The 18,414-nt window shown below is 63.0% G+C and carries 19 protein-coding genes; 8 read left to right on the top strand and 11 right to left on the bottom strand.

The genetic code is table 11. The features are described from left to right. Positions 1 to 19 precede the first annotated feature (19 nt). The 6 genes from AC1DZE_RS07890 to AC1DZE_RS07865 all read right to left on the bottom strand — a co-directional run bounded on the left by AC1DZE_RS07890 (position 20) and on the right by AC1DZE_RS07865 (position 6,228). A complete protein-coding gene (locus tag AC1DZE_RS07890) occupies positions 20 to 1,042 on the bottom strand; it encodes an ABC transporter substrate-binding protein (protein ID WP_477669163.1) in 1,023 nt (340 codons plus the stop codon). Between the two features lie 61 nt (positions 1,043 to 1,103). Beyond that, positions 1,104 to 2,147: an ABC transporter ATP-binding protein gene (locus AC1DZE_RS07885; protein WP_477672198.1), complete on the bottom strand. Its 1,044-nt coding sequence runs from the start codon at positions 2,145 to 2,147 to the stop codon at positions 1,104 to 1,106. Next, positions 2,140 to 3,195: a sensor histidine kinase gene (locus AC1DZE_RS07880; RefSeq protein ID WP_477669161.1), complete on the bottom strand. Its 1,056-nt coding sequence runs from the start codon at positions 3,193 to 3,195 to the stop codon at positions 2,140 to 2,142. Before AC1DZE_RS07880 ends, AC1DZE_RS07885 begins: the two co-directional genes overlap by 8 nt. Beyond that, a complete protein-coding gene (locus tag AC1DZE_RS07875) occupies positions 3,192 to 3,878 on the bottom strand; it encodes a response regulator transcription factor (protein WP_477669160.1) in 687 nt (228 codons plus the stop codon). Before AC1DZE_RS07875 ends, AC1DZE_RS07880 begins: the two co-directional genes overlap by 4 nt. A 216-nt stretch (positions 3,879 to 4,094) precedes the next feature. Beyond that, positions 4,095 to 4,880: a MipA/OmpV family protein gene (locus AC1DZE_RS07870; RefSeq protein WP_477669159.1), complete on the bottom strand. Its 786-nt coding sequence runs from the start codon at positions 4,878 to 4,880 to the stop codon at positions 4,095 to 4,097. Between the two features lie 112 nt (positions 4,881 to 4,992). Then, positions 4,993 to 6,228 (bottom strand): MFS transporter, encoded by a 1,236-nt coding sequence (locus AC1DZE_RS07865; protein ID WP_477672200.1) that lies wholly within the window; start codon positions 6,226 to 6,228, stop codon positions 4,993 to 4,995. A 141-nt stretch (positions 6,229 to 6,369) separates the two neighbouring features. Here AC1DZE_RS07865 and AC1DZE_RS07860 point away from each other — a divergent pair, with 141 nt between their 5' ends. Further along, complete coding sequence (locus AC1DZE_RS07860; protein WP_477669157.1) at positions 6,370 to 7,215, top strand: AraC family transcriptional regulator; 846 nt, start codon at positions 6,370 to 6,372, stop codon at positions 7,213 to 7,215. A gap of 75 nt (positions 7,216 to 7,290) precedes the next feature. On the opposite strand, the gene AC1DZE_RS07855 is transcribed toward AC1DZE_RS07860, so the two are convergent. Beyond that, positions 7,291 to 7,869, bottom strand: a complete 579-nt coding sequence (locus AC1DZE_RS07855) for a hypothetical protein (RefSeq protein WP_477672201.1) — start codon at positions 7,867 to 7,869, stop codon at positions 7,291 to 7,293. Positions 7,870 to 8,199: 330 nt separating this feature from the next. Between AC1DZE_RS07855 and AC1DZE_RS07850 the strand changes: the two genes are divergently transcribed. Continuing rightward, positions 8,200 to 9,015 (top strand): CAP domain-containing protein, encoded by an 816-nt coding sequence (locus AC1DZE_RS07850; RefSeq protein ID WP_477669155.1) that lies wholly within the window; start codon positions 8,200 to 8,202, stop codon positions 9,013 to 9,015. Positions 9,016 to 9,042: 27 nt separating this feature from the next. Here the strand turns inward: AC1DZE_RS07850 and AC1DZE_RS07845 are convergent, their stop codons facing one another. From AC1DZE_RS07845 to AC1DZE_RS07830, 4 genes are all read right to left on the bottom strand, one after another. Beyond that, positions 9,043 to 9,789 carry a hypothetical protein gene (locus tag AC1DZE_RS07845; RefSeq protein WP_477672202.1) on the bottom strand — a complete coding sequence of 249 codons (747 nt, stop codon included), beginning with the start codon at positions 9,787 to 9,789 and terminating at the stop codon, positions 9,043 to 9,045. A gap of 63 nt (positions 9,790 to 9,852) precedes the next feature. Next, positions 9,853 to 10,215, bottom strand: coding sequence for a carboxymuconolactone decarboxylase family protein (locus AC1DZE_RS07840; RefSeq protein WP_477669153.1), 363 nt, complete (start codon positions 10,213 to 10,215; stop codon positions 9,853 to 9,855). After that, entirely contained in the window at positions 10,212 to 10,436 is a 225-nt protein-coding gene (locus AC1DZE_RS07835) for a hypothetical protein (RefSeq protein WP_477669152.1), read from the bottom strand. The genes AC1DZE_RS07840 and AC1DZE_RS07835 overlap by 4 nt, the downstream gene beginning before the upstream one ends. A 202-nt stretch (positions 10,437 to 10,638) precedes the next feature. Beyond that, positions 10,639 to 12,063 (bottom strand): coniferyl aldehyde dehydrogenase, encoded by a 1,425-nt coding sequence (locus AC1DZE_RS07830; RefSeq protein WP_477699932.1) that lies wholly within the window; start codon positions 12,061 to 12,063, stop codon positions 10,639 to 10,641. A 211-nt stretch (positions 12,064 to 12,274) separates the two neighbouring features. Here AC1DZE_RS07830 and AC1DZE_RS07825 point away from each other — a divergent pair, with 211 nt between their 5' ends. The 6 genes from AC1DZE_RS07825 (at position 12,275) to AC1DZE_RS07800 (ending at position 18,225) form a co-directional block, all read left to right on the top strand. After that, positions 12,275 to 13,270 carry a DnaJ C-terminal domain-containing protein gene (locus AC1DZE_RS07825; RefSeq protein ID WP_477672204.1) on the top strand — a complete coding sequence of 332 codons (996 nt, stop codon included), beginning with the start codon at positions 12,275 to 12,277 and terminating at the stop codon, positions 13,268 to 13,270. After that, positions 13,267 to 13,581 (top strand): chaperone modulator CbpM, encoded by a 315-nt coding sequence (locus AC1DZE_RS07820; RefSeq protein WP_477699931.1) that lies wholly within the window; start codon positions 13,267 to 13,269, stop codon positions 13,579 to 13,581. Before AC1DZE_RS07825 ends, AC1DZE_RS07820 begins: the two co-directional genes overlap by 4 nt. A 77-nt stretch (positions 13,582 to 13,658) precedes the next feature. Beyond that, positions 13,659 to 14,759, top strand: a complete 1,101-nt coding sequence (locus tag AC1DZE_RS07815) for a DNA alkylation repair protein (RefSeq protein ID WP_477672977.1) — start codon at positions 13,659 to 13,661, stop codon at positions 14,757 to 14,759. A 178-nt stretch (positions 14,760 to 14,937) separates the two neighbouring features. Beyond that, a complete protein-coding gene (locus tag AC1DZE_RS07810) occupies positions 14,938 to 15,444 on the top strand; it encodes a CreA family protein (RefSeq protein ID WP_457280437.1) in 507 nt (168 codons plus the stop codon). Between the two features lie 110 nt (positions 15,445 to 15,554). Continuing rightward, positions 15,555 to 16,274: a glutathione S-transferase N-terminal domain-containing protein gene (locus AC1DZE_RS07805; protein WP_477672978.1), complete on the top strand. Its 720-nt coding sequence runs from the start codon at positions 15,555 to 15,557 to the stop codon at positions 16,272 to 16,274. A gap of 31 nt (positions 16,275 to 16,305) precedes the next feature. After that, positions 16,306 to 18,225: a PAS domain-containing hybrid sensor histidine kinase/response regulator gene (locus tag AC1DZE_RS07800; protein WP_477672979.1), complete on the top strand. Its 1,920-nt coding sequence runs from the start codon at positions 16,306 to 16,308 to the stop codon at positions 18,223 to 18,225. Positions 18,226 to 18,414: the final 189 nt, after the last annotated feature.

Below are 18,414 nucleotides of genomic sequence, written 5' to 3'. Positions count from 1 at the left end.
CACGTCGCTGCCGCGTAGATCACTTGGCCTGGTTGAAGACCTTGCGTTCCCAGTTGAGGATCAGTTGCCGGCGAACCGCCGCTTGCCCGTACTTGGCGTAGTCGTAATCAATCAGCTTGATTTTCTTGAAGTCGGGAACACGGGGGTCCATGGGAGTTGCCTTGTTGGAGGGCAACTGGAACTGCTTGACTGCGGCACCAAATTGCTGCGCGCCCGGCGTGAGAGCCCATTCGTAAAATTTCCTGGCATTCGCCAGATTGCGCGCGCCCTTGATGATGGACATGGAGCCTACCTCGACGCCGGTGCCATCGGCGGGCGTGACGGCATCCACCGGAAAGCCCTGCGCCTTTTCACCGGTGACGTCATGGACAAAACTGATGGAAACCGATGCCTCGCCACGGGCAACCGCCTTGATGGGCCCCACGCCCGAGCGTGGATAAGTGCTCACGTTTTTATGCAGTGCCGAGAGATATTCGAATGCTTTTTCCTCCCCCATCATTTGCACCAGCGTGGCGATCATGGTGTAGGCCGTTCCGCTGGCACGGGGGTCCGCGACCAGAATCTCGCCTTTGTATTCCGGCTTGAGAAGATCCGCCCAAACCTTGGGAGCCGGCAGTTTTCTTTTGGCCAGAAGTTCGGTGTTGTAGCCGAAGCCCAGTGGCCCGGAGTAAACGCCGACGGTCTTGAAGCCTGATTGCTCCGCCTGTTTTTGCGCCCAGGCATGCAACTGGGGCAATGACGGGGACTTGTATTCCAGCGTCAGGTTCTGTTCCGCGGCCAGCATATGCGGGTCACCCGTGCCACCAAACCAGAGATCGGTCTTGGGGTTGGCACGCTCGGCGGTGATCTGCGCCAGCGCTTCACCCGATCCTTTCAGCGTCATGTTGACCTTGATGCCGCTGGTCTTGCCAAAGGTGGTTTGCATCAGGTTGCACCAGTCCGCCTGGGCGGCGCAGATGATATTGACCTCCCCTTCCTGGGCAAACACCGGAAGTCCGAGGGCCAGCAGCAAGGGAGCTGCGAAGAGTGCTGTCTTTTTCACGTTAATCTCCTGAAGGATGGGCGGCGAGGCCCGATTGAATGCGTGCAATGTGTTGATGTGTTCAGTCAAAGGGCATCACCACACTCACCCCTTGTGCGCCCAGATGCACGCTGACCGGCGAGCCCACCTGGCGGACCAGTGTCTCGCTTTGCACCAGGACCATCAATGTCCCCAGTGCGGTCAGCACGTGGTACTCGGTGTTGCGCCCCAGGTAGGCGTGTGAGAGAACTTTTCCGGGCAGGCCTTCTCCGCTGGCGGGTGCCAGCCGCCAGGCATGCGGGCGCACCACGAGGCGGACTTTTCCCTGCCGCCGCGTCAGTCCGGGCGCGATGCGCAGGGGCCCCAGCTGAATCGCGCCGGATGCATCAGCCTGGGCGTCAAACATCACGGCGTCTCCCATGAAGGCCGCAACGAATTCGCTGTGCGGCGTCTCATAGACTTCCTGCGGTGTGCCCACCTGCATGACCTGTCCTTCATGCATCACCACCACGGTGTCGCTGACCGCCATGGCTTCGCCGTGGTCATGCGTCACGTACAGCACGGTCAGCCCCAGGTTTTGCTGAAGGGCGCGTATGTCCTCCCGAATCTGGCGCCGCAAACCCGCATCCAGATTGGACAGCGGTTCATCCAGCAGCAACACCTTCGGCTGCAACGCAAGCGCCCGGGCCAGGGCCACACGCTGCTGCTGCCCCCCGGACAACACAGCGGTGTTGCTCCCGGCGCTGGTCTGCAGCCCCACCATGCCCAGCGCAGCCCGCGCGCGCTCGTCACGCTCGCGCGGGTGCAGTCCCAGCATGCGCAGCCCGTAACGCACGTTGTCCAGTACGTTGAGATGCGGAAACAAGGCGTAGCTCTGGAACACCATGCTGATGGGACGTTGTTCGACGCCCATGTCGGTCACATCCACCCCGTCGAGCAGGACCCGGCCCGAGGTGGGCCGTGCCAGTCCCGCCACCATTCGCAACAGGGTCGTCTTGCCACAACCGGACGGCCCCAGCAAGGTCGTCAGTTGCCTGGACGGTATGCGCAAGTGGATATTGCACAGGGCACGGACCCCATTGGGAAAGGTCTTGCTGATGGACTGGAACTGGACGGCGCTACTCATGGGGCACTTCCTGGGGCCACCGGACGACAGCATCCACCCCCACCACATGGTTGTCTTGCACGCGGTTGAACAAATCCACTCCGGCGTTCATCGACAGTGCAATCTGGCGGCAAATTGACAACCCCAGGCCGACGCCAGAGGTTCCCGACGATGACTGGAAAGGCTCGAACAGGCGGGCCTGGACTGCTTCATCCATGCCGCCACCGTTGTCCCAGATCAGCAGTTCGGTTTCGCTGGGCAAAGCCCGAATCACCAGGCCCAGAGCGCCGCCCTTGGGCGTGTGCTGAATAGCGTTGGACATCAGGTTACGGATCAACTCTCCCAACAACCAGGGATCGGTGATCAGGCGCACCGGAATGGCCTGCATCGAGAAATCAAGTTTCTTGCGGGCCAGCAAGGGCGCAAATTCCATGACCACATCACGTGCGGTTGTGGCCAGGTCCACTTCAACCCAGTTGGCCCGGCGTACCAACTGTTCCATCTTGGCGACGGACAGCAACTGGCGGACCAGCTCACTGGAACGGTCCACGGTATTGAGCATCTTGGGCAGCGTTTCCCGCACGTCCAGCTGCCCGGACATGGCGCCCTGCAGCTGGGTGCGCAGCACCGCAAAGGGCGTACGCAACTGGTGGGAGGCATCGGCCAGAAACTTCTTTTGCTGATCCAGCGATTCCTGCTGCTGCTGCATCAGCCAATTGACCGTCCTGGCCAATTGCTGCAGCTCAACCGGCTGCTGATTCGTGACCGGCCGCAAGTCTTCCGTGCGGCGGCTGTCGAGCTCTTGCCCCAACACCACAACGGGTTTGAAGGCCTGGCGCAAAACCCACCACAGGCCGGCAGCAAACGCCAATACCTTGAACAGCCACCAAAGTCCTGCAGGCAATCCAAAGAGTGTCTGGGGATACGCCGCGCCCATCCAGTTCAAAAAGCACCAGGCCAACAGCAGCCCCAGCGACCAGGCCCAGACAAACAACCGGATTGATCGCCGGGCCCGCCATGGGCGCCAGACCGTCCATGACTTTCCCCGCAACAGGCTCACTGTTTTCACGGCTGATCCTGCCTTTCAGCCAGGGCATCATCCATCAGGTAGTAGCCAACCCCCCGCAGGGTGACAAGACTGGCTCCGGACCCCAGGATGCGTTTGCGTAACCGGTGCACCAGCACCTCAATGGCATCCGCACCAGCCGAGCCTTCGTCACCAAAGACGGTCTGGAGCAGGTCATCCTTGGCCACAGCCTTGCCGGGATGCATCATCAGCGCCTTGAGAAGGGCTAGTTCACGCCCCGACATTTCAAGCGGCAGTGCGCCGCGAAATACCTGTCCGTTGTCCAGGTCCAAGCGCAGGGTGCCACAGCGGAAATCTTCCACGCCCAGGCTGCGGCGCACCAGCGCCTTCAGGCGGGCCACCAGTTCTTCCACATCAAAAGGCTTGATCAGGTAGTCGTCCGCGCCGGAGTTCAATCCCAGCACCCGGTCCTCGACCGCGGTACGCGCCGTCATGACCAGTACGGGAAGCCGGGAACCTTCGTCCCTCAGGTGCTGCAGCAAATCCAGGCCATCCATGCCGGGCAGGCTCAGGTCGAGCAGGGCCGCATCAAACGGACGATGCCGTGCCATCACCAGCGCCTCTTTCCCGTCGGCACAGCAAACGACGTGGAACCCGCGGGCAACCAGCATGCGGCTGAGGGCGTCCACCAGATTCAGGTCGTCTTCAACCAGCAGGATATTCATGGAACGAATAATGCGGGAGGACGGACGGCTAAACCACCGAGGAAACGCCGACACCTGGTGAAAGCTCGGTGAAAGCTGGGAGGCAAAACGCAAAAATGCGGTGCGCCGGCACTCCCGGCAGCATGCACCGGCAAGCTGCGCCGCTAAAAACACGCCCTACAGGGGAAACAGGCGCCAGCTTTTCACGTCTGCGGCCGGATGACTCCGGACGCCGGGCTAGCGGAACCGATACGACACGGCGATAAACCCGGTGTCCTGCGTCCGGCGGCTGACCAGGGGACTGCCCTGAACCGAAGACCCCAACCACTTGCGACGCAGTTGCATCGTCAGCATCCAGGGATCACCGAGCGGCACATCGACCCCCAGGCCCAGCGTGGGCGCTGTCGAGGCGCCGGCGTTGTAGTTTGTAAACCCGCTGGCGGCTGACTCGGCCGGGGTCACACCGTAGAGGTAGTTGTTGTATTTGGCGCTGGTGTGTTCCAGCCCCACCTGCGGAAAGAACGACCAGCTGCCGACCTTGAACTCCGCCGCGTATGTGGCTTCCAGCAATGCACCGTGCGATTTGTTGGCGTCCACAAACGCGTTCACGAAAAACCCGCCGTAAGGCGTTTCCTGAAAGGTGCCTATGCCCAGCGGAATCGGTCGCTTGCGGTCCTTGAGTCCCGACAGCGCGGCGGTATCGGCGCGCCAGCCGTCCTGGCTGATGCGGCCGGAAAATTCCAGGTAGCCGTAGCCCATCCTTGCGGTTTTGATGCCCAGCGTGTCGACACGCGCAAAGAAGCGGCCATAGTCCGCATAAGCATAGGGCAGCAAGACGGTGTCGTTGCTCTTGCTGCGAATCACGCTTTGTGTGCCATACACGGCGCCGCCGATGTCGCCCGTCAGCTGGTATTTGAACGGGGCGGGTTGTGCCTGCACCATGCCCATAAATGCCAACCCAGCCAACGCAATGAGGACCACAGCCTGGGAAGCAGGAGAAGAAGCCCGGGTAAGACGTTTCATCGCATGCCTTCTTTCCGGAGATGATGCGATCCAGTATAGGACCGGGCAGGAAAAACTGCGCATCCGTCCTGCAGGCGCGTCGCGGGGCCGCGACACATCGAGCCCGGAATGCTCAGGCCGTGGCGAGTACCGTGCGGCGCACCCGGCGCACATTGAAGGCGCTGGCGATCAGCACCGCCTGCATCAGCGCCAGGCCCAGCAGGACGCCGCGGTAATAGCCATGGTCCATCATCGCGCCGAAGATCAGCGGCGACACGGCCTGGCCGATGTCCAGGCCTGCATACACCACGCCGTAAACCCGGCCCGAGGCGTTTTCGGGGGTTGAGCGCTTGACCAGCAGGTCACGCGACGGCCCGGCGATGCCGGTGGCGAAGCCCATGATGCCGAACAGCACAGGCACGACCCATGCGGGATAGCTGCCTGCGGCCAGCAGCACCGCCACGGCAGCCGCCGCACCAAACCCGATGCCCACAATGCGCTCGCAGCGCGCGGGATCCGATGCCAGGAAGCCGCCAAAAACCATGCCGCCCGCGCTGCACACCATATAAACCGTCAGGCAGATAGCCACCAGTGCGAGCGGCACGTTATGCAGGTGGCGCGCAGCTTCAGGTGCAAAAGCCTGCACCACGCTGAGAACGATGGCATACCAGAAGAAGAAAGAAAAACACATCCAGACGGCCGGTATCTTCAGAAAACCCAGACTGCTGTCGGCCGCGGGCGCGCCCTTGACCGGCGCCGCCATCGTGAGGGTGAGCTTGTCGCGGTTCATCACCAGCACCGCCAGCACGGCAAAAGCCAGCACACCGGCGGCAGCCAATGCCACACGCCACGAATAAGCAAACGTCAGCGTCACCACCACTGCGGGGGCCAGCGCCCAGCCCAGGCTGCCGGTGATGCCGTGCACGCTGTAGGCGTGGCCCAGGCGCGGCGCACTGACCTTGCGGTTCAGTAGCGTGTAGTCCACCGGGTGAAACACACCATTGCCGACACCGGCAATTACAGCAAAGCCGGCCAGCATCCAGTAGCTGGTGCTGATGGAATAACCAAAAGCCGCCACGCCCAGCAAACTCAGGCCGGCGAACAATATGGGGCGCGGGCCGAAGCGGTCGACGACAAAACCCGAGAGCGCCTGCACCGCGCACGACACCACAAAAAAGATCGTCATCAAAAACCCCAGCTCCGCATAGCTGACGCTGAACTCGTCCTTGAGCCAGGGAAACAGGGGCGCCAGCAGCAGCTGGCTGAAATGGCTGATCATGTGCGCCAGGCCCACCAGGCCGATCACGCTGGCGTCGGTGCGAAAAGGGACTGCAGCGGGCGCGTTCAGGGTCGTACTTGAAGTATTCATGGCGCTATCGTAGTATTGGCCAAGCCTTCTGAAATGCGACATAAAGCCATGTTTCATCGAATTTCGGACAAACCGCTTAATGACCTTCGTCCCTGCGATCACATCATCTGATTCAGGTGGATAGACCTTCCGACACGCCAGATGCCGCAACGTAAAGCCCCGCTTCATTTCGTGCCGGTGGGCGACACCGACAACTTCACGCCCAGCCGCCAGCGGCCAGTGCGCGTGCGGGCGCGGACGCTGGAAGCAGACACGCATTTCAAGCCCCATTCCCACGCCTGGGCGCAACTGGCCTACTGCTCCACGGGGGTGCTGCAGGTCACGGCTGAGCAGTCGGGCCATGCGGGCGGCGAAATCACCTACATCGTGCCGCCCTCCCGCGCGGTGTGGATCGCCCCTGGCGCGCAACATCACGTGACCGTGCTGGAGGCCGCCGAATTCCGCACGCTGTACCTCGACGCAAGCGCCACCCCGAAGGGCTGGACCGGTTGCCGCGTATTGGTGGTTTCGCCGTTACTGCGTGAGTCCATCCACGCGCTCGACGCGGCCACCCCGGAGCGGCCGCTGCCGGCCACTCGCGAACAACTTCTTTCCAGCCTGGTGCTGGACGAGCTCGCAGGCGCCGACACCCAGGCGCTCGGCGTGCCCATGCCGCATCCGCAAACCGGGGACAAGCGGCTGCGCGCCCTGTGTGAAGCCGTGCTGCGCGCACCATCAGAGCGGGCCACGCTGGCCGAATGGGCCGCCGATACTGGCGCCAGCGAACGCACGGTGGCCAGGCTTTTTCGCGACGAACTGGGCCTGAGCTACCAGCAATGGCGCCAGCAGGCCATCCTTGCCCACGCCCTGCCCCTGCTCACACGCGGGCAATCGGTCAGCACCGTGGCGGCGGCCAGCGGTTATGCCAGTGACAGCGCCTTCACCGCGATGTTCAAAGCCGCCATGGGCCAGCCACCCAGTCATTTTCAAAGTAAAAACAGGCTGTAAGGCAATGAGGGCAAGCGCAAGCAGCTATCAAAAAAGTAGCACCTTCAAGTAACCGACAGTGCGTTGGCTCGCAACCTACAGATCCCCGGCCGCCTGCCAGAGGGTTAGCGAGCCGATCGTGGGAAGCCACAGGAGGAACTTCTGGCGGTGGCTTTCGAAAGGCTCACCCAGCGGCGACCGCGGATCCTCGCTCAGCGCGTAAGCCATGCCTTCGACAAACCATTGAGGTTTGAGCAGCAGATAGAGCGTGCCAAGACGCTCGGCCTGCAAATAGTGGATCAGCTCATGCCGAACGTAAAACGGCTTCCAGGCGCGCGGCCCCACAACGGTGCCGAAAGTACCCAGGGTGACGGCCGAACGCATCCCCAGGCCGAAAGCATCGGCGCACGCCTGTGTTGAGCAAAAGACCATCTTCGGCATACCCTGGATCGCACCGACCCTGGCAGACACGAAGGCCATGCCCTCCGCATGCAGCCGGGCAGCCTCTTCAAATCGGGCTTTGTCGTCCACACACACCGAGGTGCTGAAGCATGAAACACCGGACAGTTCCGGCGCGATCACCCGCACGGGCCTGACGGCAAACCACGCCACTACCGGTACAAGCGCCAGCATGGCCAGCAGGCGAACTTTGAAGGAAGGACGACTCAGGCGCATGCGAAGCAGGTCAAGCGGCAGGTTTGAGGCATTGGGCAGGCGTTGAGTACAGGCAGTCAGGATGTTTCGCAAATCCTGACCGGCGTCAGGTGACCGAAGTTTAGCGGCCCGTTCAGCGGTGAAAAGTCATCCTCCCAATTGCGAACTAAATTCACCTTCCGGCCCTTGGAGATGAGCGCAAGCGGCTATCAAAACAATAGCACTCCACGTCAGCCGTACAACAGCACGCCACCGGGCCCGGCTGGTTATCATGGCCCGATGAACTTCCTCAGCGCAGCAAGAAAAACCGGCAGGAGATGGGGTCACGCGACGGCTTCAATGGCTGTTGTCATGTTTGCAACCACAGGCCATGCCCAGGCGCCTGCCGAGCCGCACCCCACGCTGCTGCGCGAACTGAACCGGGTACGGGAGGACGGTTGCGACGGGCGCGGCGCCAAGGTTTCCCTGCTGCGTGAAAACAGCGTCCTGTCGCGGGCGGCGCAGCTCATGGCCAGCGGCCGCACGATGGACGAGGCACTGAAAGCTGTCGACTACCGCGCGGTGCGGGCCGCGCAGATTGCCGTACGCGGCGCAACGGGCCCCTCAGCGCTCGCGCGCAGGACCCTGGGCAAATCATGCAGCGCGGTGATGCACGCCGAGCTCGCTGAAGCCGGCTTCTACCAGCGCGGGGCGCAAACCTGGGTGGTGCTGGCCGCGCCCTTCTCGCCCCCGGCTGCGGCCCAGGCCGGCGATGTACAGGCACGGGTGCTGGCACTGGTCAATGAAGCGCGCTCCAGGCCACGCCGTTGCGGTACGCAGGCCTTCGCGGCCGCAGGGCCGCTGCAATACAGCCCCGTGTTGTACAGCATCGCCGGGGGGCATGCCGCAGACATGGCGCGTTACAGCTACTTCAGCCACACCGGGCGCGATGGCAGCGATGTGGCCAGCCGCGCAACACGCGCAGGCTACGGCTGGAAAGCCATCGGCGAGAACATCGCCGCGGGGCAGATGCAGGCCGACACCGCCGTGCAGGGCTGGTTGAACAGCCCCGGCCATTGCGCCAACATCATGGCGCCGGCGTATACCGAGATGGGCACGGCCTTTGCGGTCAACATCCAAAGCAGCGCCGGTATTTACTGGGTGCAGGTATTCGGGGCGCAGCGGTAAGTCGCCCTTGCCCGGGGCCCGCAGCTTTCAGCGTTTTTCAAACGCCGCGTTAAGGCGGCGCAGCAAGGGCTTGTTCAGCTCGCGCGTGTGCCTGTTCCAGCGCTCCATGGACCGCTGCAGCTCAATCTGCAGGCGTGCGCTGGTGGCGGTATCCCCGTTCATCGCGGCCCAGATGGCGTATTCAGCGCGGCTTTCAAAGCTGCCGAAACGGTCCACGGCGGATTCAAACTCCGCTTTCGCGTCCACACCCCTGCCGACGCCGCCCAGCGCCTGGGCAAGCAGCAGCGACACCAGCTCCGCGCGAAAGGCGGGGTCGGTCTTGCGGATGAATTCAAGGTGGGTAATCGCCTCGGGATAACGCTCGCAGGCGAAATAGGCCCTTGAGGCGCCCAGCCGGATTTCCAGGTCGGAGGCGAACGGGCCCTTGAGGCATGCGTCGTAACTCTGCGCAGCCTCCAGCGCCTGGCCGGCTTCGAGCAGCGCGGAGGCAAGCCGCATCTGGTTCTGCGCGGTGGGCGTGTAGTCAAACGCGGCGTGTGCTTCCCGCAGCTCGCGCGTCGGGTCCAGTGTTTTTGCGGCTGCGGCCACGACCTTGCGCGCGCCGCGCTCCAGCCGCGAGTCGGGCAGGTAGACCGCCAGGAAGTAAACGAGGCTGCCCAGCATGGGAAACGAAAACAGGATGATCAGCCAGTACATCTGCTGGCCGCTGCGCAAGGCATGGACGGCAAAGAACACCGCCACAATGAAATGAAGTCCCAGTCCAACAAAAGGCATGGCCCATCCCTCCAGTTATTTTTGGGGGATTCTAAAGGGGCGTCAAGGAATGGGCCAGACCTTTCAGTTACCAGCAGGAAGCACTGTCTCGTCCCCGTCGCCATCGAACAGGCGCAAGGCGAGCAGGCCGTGCCCCACGCTGGCGCCTGCCCGCACAGCCGCCGCAATCAGAACCACTTCCGCCAGCTCCTCGCGGGTCACGCCCAACCGCCTGGCCGCACGGGTGTGCACGTCCAGGCAATAGCCACATTGGGTGGTAAGCGCCACGGCCAACGAAATCAGCTCCCGCACACGTGGCTCAAGATGGCCGCCTTCGCGCTTGGCCGCATGGTCAAACGCGAGGAAAGCCTGGGCTTCCACAGGTGCCAGCCGCACGAAGGCTGGCGCCAGTTGCAGGTCTTGGGGTGACTGGTAACCGGCGCTCATGGCTGGCCTTTGCTGTCCGCTGGCCTGTGGCGCCGTGCGATGGTTTCAAACAGGCCAACAAGCCAGCACATGGGGCAGCCGCGCATCAACACCAGCGCACCCGCCAGAGGAAGCACCGCCCACAGGGGATGCACCTGGAAAACCAGGGCGGCACATGCGAGCAGGGCCAGCGCGCCTATCCCGCGCAACACATGCTGGGTGACCGAAGTGCTACAGAACACGGGCGCCTCCGGTGGATGCGGTGCCACCCATGGTGCCGCCCCGCGCACAGGCGGAAAGATTTCGTTGCGGAAAAAACATCAGGAGCTCCTTGTCGGTGGTTGATACCGGCAAAGAGGCCCGCATTCGGCAAAAGGATTCGGGTTTCCTCAAAGAAATTTGAACGGCGCCGTCACCAGAACGCCAATCCCTTCAGGTCAAACCTCAGATCAGGCGCTTGAGCAAGCCCATCACCTGGTCAAACCGTTTTCCATAAGGCGGATAAAACAGGTCTCCCCTCGCCCACTTTGACTGCACCAGCACCGGCTTTTGCTGCGTCAGCCGCAGAAAACCGGTTTCGCCGTGGTAGCTGCCCCAGCCGCTGTCGCCCACGCCGCCGAAAGGCAGGTTCTCGTGCGCGATGTGCATCAGCGTGTCGTTGACAGTGACGCCGCCGCTCACGGTGCGCGCCAGCACATGGTCGCGAGAACCGGTGTCGGTGCCGAACCAGTACAGCGCCAGCGGCCTGGGGCGGGCGTTGACATAGCCAATCGCGTCATCGATCGACGCATAGGGAATCACCGGCAGGATGGGGCCGAAGATTTCCTCGCTGAGCAGTTTCGAGCCGGCGGGTACATCGAACACCAGCACCGGCGCCATCTGCCGCGATGCCACGCCCACGCCGGGTGCACCAGCCTGGAGGGTTTGCAGCCGCGCGCCCTCGCCTTCGGCCTGGGCCAGCAGCGCCTGCAGGCGTTCATGGTGGCGCGGGCTGATGATGGCGGCGTAATCGGGGTTGCCAGCAATGGTGGGGAACAGCGTGGACACGGCGCGCGCAAAGGCTTCGCCAAAGGCCGTCTCGCTGCCTTTCGGCAGCAGCACGTAATCGGGTGCGATGCAGGTCTGGCCGGCGTTCAGCAATTTGCCGTGGGCAATCTTGATGGCAGCCTTGTCGATGTCGCAGGACGCGTCGATGATGCAGGGCGATTTGCCGCCCAACTCCAGCGTGGTGGGCGTGAGGTTGGCGGCCGCCGCTTCGGCGACCTTGCGGCCCACGGCGGTGGAGCCGGTAAAAAACAGGTGGTCAAACGGCAGCCCGGCAAATTCGGCGGCCAGGGCGCCGTCGCCCTGCACCACGCAGAGCTCATCAGGTGCGAAGGATCGCTCAATCAGGGCCGCCAGCAAGGCCGAAGTTTTCGGCGTCAGCTCACTGGGCTTGAGCATGACGCGGTTGCCGGCCGCCAGCGCGGTGATGACCGGCCCGAGCGACAGCTGCACCGGGTAGTTCCACGGCGACACCACGCCCACCACGCCCAAGGGCTGGCGCTGCAGGTAGGCCCGCGCGGGCTGCAGGTACAGCGGCGTGCGCACTTTCACGGGTTTCATCCACTTTGGCAAATGCCGCAGGGTACTGGACAGCAGCGAGCGCAGCACAAAGATGTCGGCGATTTCGGTGAGCTGGGGCGACCGCACGCCAAAGTCTGCGTTGACGGCCTGTGCCAGCGCGCTGCCGTGCTCATCCAGCAAAGCACGAATACGCAGCAGTCGGTCACGGCGCAAGGCCAGCGGAACCTCTGTCTGTGCCCGGCTGGCCTGGTGCTGGGCTTCGAACAATGTGCGAAGGACGGACGGAGGTGTGCTGGAACTCATGCGGCCATGATAGGGGCCACAGGGGCAGAGCAGTAGGGACGCAACTCCAGCAGCACTGCGGGTTGACCCTGAGGCACTTGACCCCATTTACAGACCTGATGCAGAACCTGTTGACGGTCTAAACGGGTTCTCAGGCATTTGGCTGACAATCGCGCCGGCACTTATCCGCTATGGTGGTTGGCAGGTAAACCATCCCTGATGAAAGTGTTTCATGGAATTCAAGGATTACTACAAGGTCATGGGCGTAGAGCGCAGCGCCACGCCCGACGAGATCAAAAAGGCACACCGCAAGCTGGCACGCAAATACCATCCCGACGTCAGCAAGGAAAAAAACGCCGAGGCACGCTTCAAGGAAATCGCCGAAGCCTACGAGGTGTTGCGCGATCCTGAGAAACGCACCGCTTACGACCAGCTGGGCGCCAATTACCAGGCCGGGCAGGACTTCCGCCCGCCGCCGGGCTGGAACCCGGGGCAGGCCTCGGGGGGTGCCACCGGCGCTCCCCATTTTGGCGGAGCCGAAGGTTTTGACCACAGCGACTTTTTCGACGCGATCTTCCGCGGCATGGGCGGAGGGCCACAAGGCCGGGCTGGTTTTGACGATATGCGCGGCGGCCGCAGCTTTGACATGCATGGCCAGGACCAGCACGCCAAAATCCAGATAGACATCGGCGACTCCTACAGCGGCGCCACGCGCAAACTGCAATTGCGCATGCCGATGGAGAGTGAAGCCGGCGTGACGATGCAGGACCGCAGCATCGAGTTCGTCATCCCCAAGGGCATACGCGCAGGCCAGCACATTCGCCTGGCGGGCCAGGGCTCTCCTGGCATGGGTCAAGGCAGCCCGGGCGACCTTTACCTGGATGTTGAATTTCTGCCGCATGCCCTGTACCGTGCCGAGGGCCATGACGTGTACATGAATCTGCCCGTCGCGCCATGGGAAGCCGCGCTGGGCGCCGAGGTGGAAGTGCCCACGCCCACCGGCGAGGTGGAGCTGAAAATCCCGGCGGGCTCTGCCGGCGGGCGCAAGCTCAGGCTCAAGGGGCGCGGGCTGCCGGGCAAGACCCCGGGAGATTTTTATTTTGTGCTGCAGGTGGTCCTGCCGGCCGCGGACACGGATGCGGCAAAGAAAGCGTACGAAGACATGGCGGCGGCATTCAAGGCCTTCAGGCCGCGCACCGCCCTGCAAACCTCGGGAGCCAAGGCATGAACACCCCCACCCGCTACCTCGCCGGCTTCATCCTGGAAGACCAGGATGAACTCACCCTTGACGATCTCTGCCGGGCCTGCTCCGCGCAGTCGGAGCTCATCGTGGACCTGGTACACGAAGGCCTGCTGGCGCCTATGGGAGAGGCTCCTGAGGTCTGGCGCTTCACCGGCGTGCACTTGCACCGGGCCACCGTGGCTGTGCGCCTGCAGCGCGACCTGGGGGTTAACCCAGCAGGTGCGGCGCTGGCAATGGAACTGATGGACGAGCTGGACAGTCTGCGCCGACAGCTGCACCGGCTGCAGGACAACTGACTCATCGGCGCGGGCAATCTTTTATATAGGACAGATCATGGCGCTCGCTGCCAAAGCAGCATGGGAGAATTCGCGCCATGTCCACCGAAGCAGCGCCCGCCCTGAAAAACATCTTTGACAAGGCGCGCTATCGCCACATCGCGGCAGAAACCGCCGTGGTCTACCCACGTTTTGACAGCAAAAAGTTTCTCTCGCTCGCGCTGCCCGGCCTGGACGACCTTTCGCTGATGCAGCGCCTGCGCCGCACCAGCGAATGCCTGCACGCCACGCTGCCCGACGACTACCCGAAAACCATTGCCATCCTGCGCAAGCTGGCCCCGCGCATCAACAGCGGCTTTGTCACCCTGGTGCTGCCTGACTATGTGGGCCTGTATGGGCGCGATGATTTCGACACCTCCATGGAGGCGCTGAAGTTTTTCACCGCCTTCGGGACCTCGGAGTTCGCGATCCGCGAATTCGTCCGCCAGGATCCTGCGCGCACGCTGGCCGTGATGAAGACCTGGGCCAGGGACGAAAGCGAGCACGTGCGGCGCCTGGCCAGCGAAGGCAGCCGCCCTCGCCTGCCCTGGTCTTTCAGGCTGGATGCGCTGATGGCCGACCCCGAACTTGCCGCGCCCATCCTGGAATCGCTGAAGTCCGACAGCAGCCTCTACGTACGCAAGTCGGTGGCCAACCACCTCAACGACGTCACCAAGCTGCACCCCGACTGGGTGCTGGAGCGCCTGAAGAGCTGGCCACTGGACAACCCGCACACCGCGTGGATTGCCCGGCACGCGCTGCGCACACTGATCAAGCAGGGCGACAGGCAGGCGCTGGGTGTGATCGGCGCCGGTAAAAAGGCGGACGTCGGCATCACCGGTTTGTCCATCACCCCCAAGAAACTCACCCTGGGCGAGCGGATGTCACTGTCGTTCACACTGCAATCCACCTCGCGCCAAAGCCAGCGGCTGGTGGTGGACTACGCGGTGCACTACGTCAAGAAATCGGGCAGCAGCTCGGCCAAGGTATTCAAACTCAAGGAGTTGACGCTGGCCGCCGGCGAAAGCGTGCAGCTGTCGCGCAGCCAGGTCGTGCGCGACTTCACCACCCGTGTGCACCATGCCGGGCGGCACGCGGTGGACATCATGGTCAATGGGGAACGCCTTGCGAGCGGGCATTTTGACCTGGTGAAGACCTGAAATGGCTACAGCCCAATAAAGACAAGCGCAAGCAGCTATCAAATATATAGCAATCCAATATACTACCTTGTCGCAGGGCCGCGCAGCCCAGGCACCTGGCGGCGGGCTTTGTACAGTAGCTACCTGACGCCCTCCCGCCGCCCTTCCGATTCCCATACCAAGCACCAAGGACATGTTCATGCGCCAACTCACCCTGCAACGATTCAGCCCCGCCTATTGCGCCCTCAGCCTGGTGCTGCTTCTGTCCGCCTGCGGAGGCGCCGGCGGTGAAGAGATCGGCGCGGTCGACACGGTCTTCAAATTCATCGGGCCGGACCACAAGATCGTGGTGGAAGCCTATGACGACCCCAAGGTGAGCGGCGTCACCTGTTATGTCTCGCGCGCCAAGACGGGCGGTATCAAGGGCGCATTCGGCGTGGCCGAAGACAAGGCCGAAGCCTCGATAGCCTGCCGGCAGACCAGCGTGATCAGTTTCCCGGGAGGCAAACCGATCGAGAAGCAGGAAGAAATGTTCAGCGAACGCATTTCGCTGGTCTTCAAAAAGCTGCGTGTGGTGCGCATGGTGGACACCAAACGCAACACCCTCGTCTACCTCACCTATTCCGACCGCGTGATCGAAGGTTCGCCGCAGAACAGCGTGACAGCGGTTCCGGTGCCGGCGGGCACGGTGATTCCGGTGAAGTAAAGGCCCGGCTACGGTCTTCGCGGCTGGCGGGTCTGAATACCCCCGCTGGCCAGCGGGACTAGCGTACTGTGCCATCGGCGTTTTCGCTTTTGACAACAGAATTCCGACCCATGACCCAAACCACCGCCACCTCCCTGAGCGATTTCCCCATCACCCGGAAATGGCCCGCCCAGCACCCTGACCGCATCCAGCTGTATTCGCTGCCCACGCCCAATGGCGTCAAGGTATCGATCATGCTGGAAGAGTGCGGCCTGCCCTACGAGCCGCACCTCGTCGACTTTGGCAGCAACGACCAGATGTCGCCGGCATTTCTGTCGCTCAACCCGAACAACAAGATCCCGGCCATCCTCGATCCGAACGGTCCTGGCGGTAAACCGCTGGGCCTATTCGAGTCCGGCGCGATCCTGATCTACCTTGCCGAGAAGACCGGTAAATTCCTGCCAACGGACGCAGCTGCCCGTTACGAAACCATCCAGTGGCTGATGTTCCAGATGGGCGGCATCGGCCCGATGTTTGGCCAGCTCGGCTTTTTCCACAAGTTTGCCGGCAAGGACTATGAAGACAAGCGCCCGCGCGACCGCTACGTTGCCGAATCCAGCCGCCTGCTGGGTGTGCTGAACCAGCGGCTCGAAGGCCGCAGCTGGATCATGGGCGACGACTACACCATTGCCGACATCGCCACCTTCGGCTGGGTGCGCAACCTGATCGGGTTTTATGGCGCCGGTGATCTGGTGGAAATCCAGAAATTTCCCAACGTGACGCGCGTGCTTGACGCATTTGTGGCGCGCCCTGCGGTCGTCAAGGGGCTGGGCATACCCGCGCGCGGCTGACACCCCCACGCGAATACGGCGGACAGGCCGGATGGTCAAATTGGCTATCATGGCGGGCATGTCCGCCAAGCCAGCTCCTAGCCCGGAACAGATTACAACGGATCGCTTTCGCCTGCTGGTGGATGCGGTGCAGGACTACGGCATCTTCATGCTCGACACCGCGGGCAACGTGATGTCCTGGAATATCGGCGCCCAGCGCATCAAACAGTACCGGGCCGACGAGATCATCGGCCGCAATTTCTCCACCTTTTACCCCCCTGAGGCCGTCGCCGCCGGATGGCCCGCCGAGGAATTGCGCCGCGCGGAAAGAGATGGGCGCTTCGAGGAAGAAGGCTGGCGCATCCGCAAGGACGGCAGCCGTTTTTGGGCCAATGTCGTCATTACCGCGCTCAGGGACGAGAACGGACAACTCGCCGGTTTCGGCAAGGTCACACGCGACCTCACGGAACGCCGGGCTCACGAGGAAGCGCTGCGCGAGAGCGAGGAACGCTTCAGGTTCATGATCGAAGGGGTGCGGGACTACGCGATCTTCATGCTCAGCCCCGACGGCGTGATCGAGAGCTGGAACAGCGGCGCGCAGCTCATCAAGGGCTACAGTCCGAGCGAAGTCATCGGCAAACATTTCAGCCTGTTTTACCGTCCTGAAGACCTGGAGGCCGGCAAACCCCAAGCCGAACTGAAGGCGGCCCTGGAGCATGGCCGGGCTGAAGAAGAAGGCTGGCGCGTTCGGCGGGACGGCTCGGTGTTTTGGGCCAATGTGGTGATCGCCCCGGTGTATGACACGGGCCGGCAACTGCGCGGCTTTGTCAAAGTCACACGCGACATGACCGAAAGGCGGCGCCTGCACGAGCTGGAAAAATCCAGCAAGCGCATGAGCGAGTTCCTGGCCATGCTGGCGCACGAGCTGCGCAACCCGCTGGCCCCCATCCGCAACGCCATCACCATCCTGCAACTGGAACCCTCCCCCAGCCCGCTGGTTCGAAGCAGCCGCGACATGATTGACCGGCAGCTCACGCACATGACACGCCTGGTCGACGACCTGCTCGATGTCGGGCGCCTGACCACCGGAAAAATCCGGTTCAAGGCGGAGCAGGTTTCCTACAACCAGGTGGTGGCCCGCTCCATTGAGGCCGTGCGCCCGTTGTTTGATGCGCGGCGCCACCGCCTGAAGGCAGACATCCCGGCCGCGTCGCCGCTGGTGCAGGGAGACGCCACACGGCTTGCCCAGGTCCTGCAGAACCTGCTGGTCAATGCCGCAAAGTACACCCCCGAGGCGGGCCTGATCGAGCTGAAAGTCTGGCAAGAGGGCTCGCAGCTCTACACCTCGGTCCGCGACAACGGGCTGGGTCTGTCGTCCCAGGCGCTCAGCCAGATCTTCGAGCTGTTCTCCCAGGGCGACGCGCAGACAGCCGCGCGGGAAAGCGGGCTGGGCATCGGCCTGACGCTGGCACGCTCCCTGGTGGAAATGCACGGCGGCGCACTGCATGCTGAAAGCGAGGGCCCCGGCCGCGGCAGCACATTCACTTTTTTCCTGCCCAATGCGCAGACAGGCGTGCACGGCACCGATGACGCAAGCGGTCCGGGCGCGGCCATCCTGGTGGTGGACGACAACCGCGACGCAGCCAATAGCCTGGCGGAGATTCTCAGGCTGATGGACTGCCAGGTGAAAGTGGCCTATGACGGCCCCGCAGCGCTGGAGATGTTTCGCCAGCAGGCACCCCAGGCCGTTTTGCTGGACCTCGGCATGCCGGGAATGAACGGCTACGAGGTGCTGGCAGCCCTGCGCGCCCTGCACGGCGGCGAGCAGGTGACGGTCGCGGCCCTCACCGGCTTTGGCACGGACGAAGACAAAAGCCGCGCGCTGGCCGCCGGGTTCGACGAGCACCTCACCAAGCCGCTGGACTTCACCGCCCTGCAGGCATTTCTACAGACCGCCGGCGTGGTGGTTTGAGCGTTTGGGCGGCCAGGAAGGCTGTTTCTGCCCCTTTTCAGGCATCAAAAATGTCTGCAGCCTAATAACATCGTGCGCCAGCAGCTATCAAATAGATAGCAATTTCAGGAATGCCAATGTGTGTAGCTCGCCCGCAAGGCCCGCCGGCAGGCCGCCGCGGCCATGGGTGTATAACCAGAGCCCCCGGTC

The sequence above is a fragment of the Polaromonas sp. P1_F1 genome, from assembly GCF_056405795.1.
The sequence above is the reverse complement of the archived record's forward strand: the minus strand, read 5'-3'. Positions and strand labels throughout refer to the sequence as shown.

Bases quoted from the DNA above. Each gene is read 5' to 3' on its own strand.
- AC1DZE_RS07885 (WP_477672198.1), bottom strand. From the start codon at position 2,147: ATGAGTAGCGCCGTCCAGTTCCAGTCCATCAGCAAGACCTTTCCCAAT.
- AC1DZE_RS07875 (WP_477669160.1), bottom strand. From the start codon at position 3,878: ATGAATATCCTGCTGGTTGAAGACGACCTGAATCTGGTGGACGCCCTC.
- AC1DZE_RS07870 (WP_477669159.1), bottom strand. From the start codon at position 4,880: ATGAAACGTCTTACCCGGGCTTCTTCTCCTGCTTCCCAGGCTGTGGTC.
- AC1DZE_RS07865 (WP_477672200.1), bottom strand. From the start codon at position 6,228: ATGAATACTTCAAGTACGACCCTGAACGCGCCCGCTGCAGTCCCTTTT.
- AC1DZE_RS07860 (WP_477669157.1), top strand. From the start codon at position 6,370: ATGCCGCAACGTAAAGCCCCGCTTCATTTCGTGCCGGTGGGCGACACC.
- AC1DZE_RS07855 (WP_477672201.1), bottom strand. From the start codon at position 7,869: ATGCGCCTGAGTCGTCCTTCCTTCAAAGTTCGCCTGCTGGCCATGCTG.
- AC1DZE_RS07850 (WP_477669155.1), top strand. From the start codon at position 8,200: ATGTTTGCAACCACAGGCCATGCCCAGGCGCCTGCCGAGCCGCACCCC.
- AC1DZE_RS07845 (WP_477672202.1), bottom strand. From the start codon at position 9,789: ATGCCTTTTGTTGGACTGGGACTTCATTTCATTGTGGCGGTGTTCTTT.
- AC1DZE_RS07840 (WP_477669153.1), bottom strand. From the start codon at position 10,215: ATGAGCGCCGGTTACCAGTCACCCCAAGACCTGCAACTGGCGCCAGCC.
- AC1DZE_RS07830 (WP_477699932.1), bottom strand. From the start codon at position 12,063: ATGAGTTCCAGCACACCTCCGTCCGTCCTTCGCACATTGTTCGAAGCC.
- AC1DZE_RS07825 (WP_477672204.1), top strand. From the start codon at position 12,275: ATGGAATTCAAGGATTACTACAAGGTCATGGGCGTAGAGCGCAGCGCC.
- AC1DZE_RS07820 (WP_477699931.1), top strand. From the start codon at position 13,267: ATGAACACCCCCACCCGCTACCTCGCCGGCTTCATCCTGGAAGACCAG.
- AC1DZE_RS07815 (WP_477672977.1), top strand. From the start codon at position 13,659: ATGTCCACCGAAGCAGCGCCCGCCCTGAAAAACATCTTTGACAAGGCG.
- AC1DZE_RS07810 (WP_457280437.1), top strand. From the start codon at position 14,938: ATGCGCCAACTCACCCTGCAACGATTCAGCCCCGCCTATTGCGCCCTC.
- AC1DZE_RS07805 (WP_477672978.1), top strand. From the start codon at position 15,555: ATGACCCAAACCACCGCCACCTCCCTGAGCGATTTCCCCATCACCCGG.
- AC1DZE_RS07800 (WP_477672979.1), top strand. From the start codon at position 16,306: ATGGTCAAATTGGCTATCATGGCGGGCATGTCCGCCAAGCCAGCTCCT.